We start from the raw sequence: 6,291 nt of genomic DNA on the forward strand, positions 1-6,291 counted from the left end.
ATTTGTCCTCACCCTCTTTGCCGGTCAAAGAAAAGTGACCGGCAGCCCCCGCAGGGGGATGTCGTATGGCTTTTGGGTGCAAAAACCAACACCGATCAAAGAAACAGCGACCAACCCCGCAGGGGGATGTCGTATGGCTTTTGGGTGCGAACGCCATCGCCGTTCAAAGAAACAGCGACCACCCCCCCAATAGGATGAAGACACATCCCATATCCCTCAAAACACCCCCCCCTCACTAACCACCCAATCCATCGGCAAATCATGCTCCTGCGGCACCAACGCAATCCGGCAGGCCTCATGCCCGATGCCGATCGCCACCGGCGCGTTCCCGCTGGCGGCCAGCGCCGCCAGCGTGCGGTCGTAGAACCCGCCGCCATAGCCCAGGCGGAACTTATCCCCGCTGAAACCGACACATGGAATCAGCAGGACGTCTGGCAGCAAGGGCGGCGTGCCATCGGGCACGGGAATGCCGTAATGCCCGGCAACCATCGGCGTGGTCGGTTCCCACTGGTGGAAATCCAGCGGCGCGCCCGGCCGGCTTACCACCGGCAGGGCCGCTTGCCGCGCGGGGGCGCCGGCCAGCCAGCGCGAGACCACGCCACGGGCGTCGAACTCCTGCTGGATCGGCCAGTAGAAGCCCAGGCGATGCACGGGCAAGCGCTCCAGCAGGGCGGCCAGCGCGGCTTCGATGCCGGCGTCGGCGGCGGGGCGCTGCGGCAATGCGCCGCGCAGCGCCAGCAACTGGCGCCGCAGTGCCGCTCGCGGCACGCTGGAGTCGGGCTTTCCGGGCGCGCCGGAGGGGCTGCGAACGTCGTCGCTTGGCATGGCTGCGTGGGATAATGTCTGCTGTTGACCCAACATTGCACGGTCGGATGCACGCCCTCGAAAGGTGTTGTCCGGCCGTCACAACAAGGAAGAAGAATGCCGAAGGGAGTATATCCGCAGCGTGTGGCCAAGGCCGCCCTGGCGGCGATCGCGTGCGCAGTGCTTGCCACGCCGGTATTTGCGCAGAAACGGCCCCAGCCGCAACCCCAATCGCAGTCGCTCGCTATCCCGAGCAACCCCGACGACGCTTTCGTGGCGCTGCGCGAAGCCGCGCGTAAAAACGACGTGGCACGCACCGACGCCATCTCGGCCACGCTGGTGGACTACCCGATCTCGTCTTACGTCGAGTACTTCCGCATTAAGCCGCAGATGTTCGACGCCAGCGGCCTGGCCCGCATCGACGCCCCTGACGACCAGGTGCGTGCCTTCCTGCAGCGCTACAAGGGCGAGGCCATTGCCGACCGCATGCGCAACGACTGGCTGCTGGTGCTGGGCAAGAAGCGCGACTGGGCCAATTTCGACGCCGAATACCCGCAGTTCGTGCTCAAGGACGATACGCAGGTCGAGTGCTACGCGTTGCTGTCACGCGCGCTCAAGGGCCAGAACGTGGCGGCGGACGCACGCGCGGCGCTGAGCGATCCGCGCTACTACGGCGAAGGCTGTGTCGACCTGATCGGCTACCTGGCCCAAAGCAGGCAGATCGAGCCGAGCGACGTGGCCTTCCAGGCACGCCAGGCGCTGGAACAGAACTATGTGACGCTGGCCGGGCGCATCGCCGCCACCGCGCCGGACGCGCGCGGCGACAGCAACACGCTCGCCACCGTGGTCAAGATGGCGCGCAACGATCCCTCCCAGGCCGCGGCCTACCTGAGCGCCAACGCCGGCAGCTTGTCGCGCGACGAGCAGGGCGCCAGCTGGGGCGTGGTCGGCCAGTACGCCGCCAAGAAGCTTGCACCCGAGGCGGCCGGCTACTACCGCCGCCAGATGGACCTGGGTGGTAACCAGTGGCTGTCCGACGAAACGCAGGAATGGCGCGTGCGCGCCGCACTGCGCCAGGGCGACTGGAAGCAGGTGCGCCAGGCAGTGGAGCTGATGCGCCCCGAGCTGCGCGCCAAGGATCCGGCCTGGACGTACTGGTACGGGCGCGCGCTCAAGGCGGACAACCGCGGCGCCGAGGCCGAGAAGCAGTTCCAGTCGATCGCCGGCCAGTTCAACTTCTACGGCCAGCTGGCCAGCGAGGAACTGGGCAACCGCATCGTGCTGCCGGCACGCACGCAGGTCAGCGATGCCGAGGTCAATGCCATGCGCACCCGCCCGGGCTTCCTGCGCGCGCAGAAGTTCTATGACCTGAACCTGCGCTTCGAAGGCAATCGTGAATGGAACTGGGAACTGCGCGGCATGACCGACCGCCAGCTGCTGGCCGCCGCCGACTACGCCCGCCGCATCGAACTGCTGGACCGCGCCGTGAACACCGCGGACCGCACCCAGGCCGAGCATGACTTCTCGCTGCGCTTCCTGATGCCGTACCGCGACATCATGCAGCGCGCCACCGATGACGTGGGCTTGGATATGGCGTGGGCCTATGGGCTGGTGCGCCAGGAGTCGCGCTTCATCATGAACGCGCGCTCGTCCGCCGGCGCCCATGGCCTGATGCAGGTGATGCCGGCGACCGCCAAGTGGGTTGCGCGCAAGATCGGCATGACCGACTTCTCGCCCTCGATGATGAGCGATCCCAATATCAACATCCAGCTCGGCACCAACTATATGAGCATGGTGCTGACGGACCTGGACAGCTCTTGGACGCTGGCTTCGGCCGCCTACAACGCCGGCCCGGGCCGTCCCAAGAACTGGCGCTCCAGCTTGCCGCGCCAGGTCGAGGGCGCGATCTTCGCCGAGACCATTCCGTTCTCGGAGACCCGGACCTATGTGAAGAATGTGCTGTCGAACGCCACGTACTATGCTGCATTGATGAGCGGCCGGCCGCAGTCGCTCAAGGATCGCCTGGGCGTGGTGTCGCCGTCGCAGATCACCACCACCAGCCTGCCTTGAGGTTTTAACGCCTTCAAGGCAGCGCGGTCTGCAGGCCAATGCGGTAGCCGGCGCGTGCTCCAGCCCTGGAGCGTGCGCCAGTCGTCCCTTGCCGCGGAGAGATCCATGCAGACCAGCAACGTTCTAGTGATCGGAGGGGCCGGCTTTGTCGGCAGCCACCTGGTAGCCCGCCTGGCAGGTGTTGCCACCGCGTCGGCCACGCCGCTGGAGCCGGGCACCGTCGTGGAGCCGCCTCTGGACCCTGAGCGCATCGTGGCCGCTACCCGCGACGCCGAGCATGCGCAGCACCTGCTGCTGTTGCCGCGCGTCGAGGTGATCGAGCTGGACGTGAGGAACGATGTTGCGCTGAACACCGCCATTGGCACGCTGGGCACCGACGGCGTCGTGGTGAACCTGGTCGGCATTCTCCATGGCGAACGCGCCGAGCCCTACGGCGCGGCTTTTGCCGCCGCCCACGTAGACCTCGTGCGGCGCATTGTCGAGTCTTGCCGCAGCACTGGCGTGCGCAGGCTGTTGCACATGAGCGCGCTGGGCGCCGATAGCGCCGGCCCGTCGATGTACCTGCGCAGCAAGGGCGACGGCGAGCGCGTGGTGCGCGAGAGCGCTCTGGACTGGACCATCTTCCGTCCGTCCGTGATATTCGGCCCCGACGACCATTTCCTCAATCTGTTCGCCCATATGCAGCAACTGGCGCCCGTAGTGCCGCTCGCCTGCGCGCATGCCAGGTTCCAGCCGGTGTACGTGGAGGACGTGGCGCAGGTCATGGTCAACGCCATGGCGACGCGGGACACTATCGGCCGCGCCTACGACCTGGCGGGGCCGCAGGTCTATACGCTGGAGGAGCTGGTGCGTTTTGCGGGCCGCGCCAGCGGCCACCCGCGCCCGGTCCTGCACCTGCCCGACGCCCTGGCCCGCGTGCAGGCAGCCATCCTCGAATACATGCCGGGCGCGCCGGTGATGTCGCGCGACAACCTGGACTCCATGCGGCTCGACAATGTCATGCGGGGGCCGATCGCGCCCGAGCTTGGGCTGGGCCAGCCGGTGGGGCTGGAGGTGGTGATGACCGATGTGCTGGCGGGCCGTGGGCACGAGAGCCAGATGCTGGGACTGCGGCGCAGCGGGTATCGTTGAGCGGCAGGCTGCCCGGCCGGGTTTTGCCCTTCGCATGTGACCAGGATTCACATCGCTGCGAGCGTAATTCGCTTGGAGGCGCTTGGCGCGGCTGGCTACAATGGTTCGCTCGCCGGCGTGCGCTTGCGTGCGCACGCTTCGCGCTGCGGGCTTGCCCCGGCCCCGCGCGCGCTCCCCCACGTTTCCCTGCAAGGATTTTGCGATGAAGCTCGTCATCGGCAACAAGAATTACTCTTCCTGGTCGCTGCGCCCCTGGCTGCTGATGCGGCAGGCTGGCATTGCGTTCGAAGAGGTCAAGGTACGCTTGTTCGTGGCCGGGTTTGAGCAAGCGGTTGCGAAGCACTCGCCCACTGGCAAGGTGCCGGTGCTGGTCGATGGCGATGTCTCGGTGTGGGACTCGCTGTCGATTGCCGAATACCTGGCCGAGTCCTTTCCCGAGAAGCGGCTCTGGCCGGCCGACCGTGCCGAGCGTGCGCATGCGCGCTCGATCTGCGCGGAGATGCATTCTGGCTTCGGCAACCTGCGCAGCCAGCTGCCGATGAACGTCACCGCGGTGCTGCCCGGCATGGGCTGGAACGTGGCGGTGCAGCGCGATGTGGACCGTGTCGCCGCGATCTGGTCGGACCTGCGCGCGCGCCATGCTGCCGCCGGGCCGTTCCTGTTTGGCGCGTTCACCATTGCCGACGCATTTTTCGCGCCGGTCGTCAGCCGCTTTGCCACTTATGGCATCCACCTGCCGGAGGCCGCCAAGCAATATGCGGACTTTATCCTGGCGCTGCCGGCCATGCAGGCGTGGATCGCCGATGCCCGTGAGGAGCGCGATTTCCTCGCCTCCGACGAGCCCTACCGCCTCACCCCCGATCGCGCCGATGCGGTCGTGATCAACCATTGAGCTCGTCCATGCAGGTGTATGCCGTAGGCGGCGCCATTCGCGACGCCCTGCTGGGCTTGTCGAGCCAGGACCGCGACTATGTGGTGGTGGGCGCAACCCCGGCCGAGATGGAAGCCCAGGGCTATAAGCCGGTAGGCAAGGATTTCCCCGTTTTCCTCCATCCCAGGACCCGGGAGGAATACGCGCTGGCCCGCACTGAGCGCAAGACCGCGGCAGGATACAAGGGCTTTTCGTTCTATTGCGCGCCGGACGTGACGCTGGAAGACGACCTGGTGCGGCGCGACCTCACCATCAACGCCATGGCGCAGGCGGTGGGCGATGACGGCGCGCTCACGGGCCCTGTGATCGATCCCTATGGCGGGCAGCGCGACCTTGCCGCACGGCTGTTTCGCCATGTGTCGGACGCCTTTGCCGAAGACCCGGTGCGGATCCTGCGCGTGGCGCGCTTCGCCGCGCGTTTCATTGATTTCACGGTAGCCCCCGAGACGCTGGTGCTGATGCGCCGGATGGTGGAAGCCGGCGAGGTCGACGCACTGGTGGCCGAACGCGTCTGGCAGGAACTCGCGCGCGGCCTGATGGAGGCACGGCCCTCGCGCATGTTCGAAGTGCTGCGCGAATGCGGGGCGCTGGCGCGGCTGCTGCCCGAGCTGGACCGGCTATGGGGCGTGCCGCAGCGGGCCGACTACCACCCGGAGGTGGATACCGGCGTGCACGTGATGATGGTCGTGGATACCGCCGCCGCGATGGGCACCTCGCTGCCGGTGCGCTTTGCCGCGCTGATGCACGACCTGGGCAAGGGCACCACGCCCGAGGATGTGCTGCCCCGTCATATCGGGCACGAGCAGCGCAGCGTGGCATTGCTGGAGGCGGTTTGCAAGCGGTTACGCGTGCCGACTGACTGCCGTGACCTGGCTGTGGTGGTGGCGCGCGAGCATGGCAATATCCATCGCTCCGAGGCGTTTGGCGCGGCTGCGCTGACGCGATTGCTGGAGCGGTGCGATGCGTTGCGCAAGCCGGCGCGGTTTGCTGAAGTGCTGCAGGCATGCGAGGCGGATGCGCGGGGACGGCTTGGGTTTGAGGACCGGGAGTATCCGCAGACGGCGCGGTTGATGATGGCGCTGGAGGCGGCGGCTTCGGTGGACGCCGGGGCCGTGGCGCGGGAGTGTGCTGGGGATCCTGGGTTGATTAAGGATCGGGTGCATGCTGCGCGGGTGGCGGCAGTGGAGGTTAAGGTTGGGGGGGGAGGGGTTTAACTGCAACTGCAACTGCAACTGCAACTGCAAATTCAGCTGCAACGGCTGAAGGTCAAGGGCAACAGCAGTTTCACCTCCCCTGCGGGGAGGCGACCTACTTTCTTGTCTCGCCAAGAAAGTAGGCAAAGAAGCGACCCGGAT

5 protein-coding genes are annotated in these 6,291 nt (G+C 66.8%); 4 read left to right on the top strand and 1 reads right to left on the bottom strand.

The genetic code is table 11. The annotated features are described in order from the left end of the window. Positions 1–216: 216 nt before the first annotated feature. The gene (locus AC1RQC_RS40160; protein ID WP_492886839.1) at positions 217–825 is read right to left on the bottom strand and encodes a 5-formyltetrahydrofolate cyclo-ligase; all 609 of its coding nucleotides are present in this window, start codon (positions 823–825) and stop codon (positions 217–219) included. A gap of 96 nt (positions 826–921) precedes the next feature. Here AC1RQC_RS40160 and AC1RQC_RS40165 point away from each other — a divergent pair, with 96 nt between their 5' ends. From AC1RQC_RS40165 to AC1RQC_RS40180, 4 genes are all read left to right on the top strand, one after another. Continuing rightward, complete coding sequence (locus tag AC1RQC_RS40165; RefSeq protein WP_492886841.1) at positions 922–2,874, top strand: lytic transglycosylase domain-containing protein; 1,953 nt, start codon at positions 922–924, stop codon at positions 2,872–2,874. Positions 2,875–2,979: 105 nt separating this feature from the next. Continuing rightward, a complete protein-coding gene (locus AC1RQC_RS40170; RefSeq protein WP_492373951.1) occupies positions 2,980–4,005 on the top strand; it encodes a complex I NDUFA9 subunit family protein in 1,026 nt (341 codons plus the stop codon). Positions 4,006–4,207: 202 nt separating this feature from the next. Beyond that, entirely contained in the window at positions 4,208–4,897 is a 690-nt protein-coding gene (locus AC1RQC_RS40175; protein ID WP_492830352.1) for a glutathione S-transferase family protein, read from the top strand. An 8-nt stretch (positions 4,898–4,905) separates the two neighbouring features. Further along, positions 4,906–6,150 carry a multifunctional CCA addition/repair protein gene (locus tag AC1RQC_RS40180; protein WP_492815212.1) on the top strand — a complete coding sequence of 415 codons (1,245 nt, stop codon included), beginning with the start codon at positions 4,906–4,908 and terminating at the stop codon, positions 6,148–6,150. Positions 6,151–6,291 lie beyond the last annotated feature (141 nt).

This window comes from Cupriavidus sp. GW822-FHT03E04 (assembly GCF_058801495.1).

Bases quoted from the DNA above. Each gene is read 5' to 3' on its own strand.
- AC1RQC_RS40160 (WP_492886839.1), bottom strand. From the start codon at position 825: ATGCCAAGCGACGACGTTCGCAGCCCCTCCGGCGCGCCCGGAAAGCCC.
- AC1RQC_RS40165 (WP_492886841.1), top strand. From the start codon at position 922: ATGCCGAAGGGAGTATATCCGCAGCGTGTGGCCAAGGCCGCCCTGGCG.
- AC1RQC_RS40170 (WP_492373951.1), top strand. From the start codon at position 2,980: ATGCAGACCAGCAACGTTCTAGTGATCGGAGGGGCCGGCTTTGTCGGC.
- AC1RQC_RS40175 (WP_492830352.1), top strand. From the start codon at position 4,208: ATGAAGCTCGTCATCGGCAACAAGAATTACTCTTCCTGGTCGCTGCGC.
- AC1RQC_RS40180 (WP_492815212.1), top strand. From the start codon at position 4,906: ATGCAGGTGTATGCCGTAGGCGGCGCCATTCGCGACGCCCTGCTGGGC.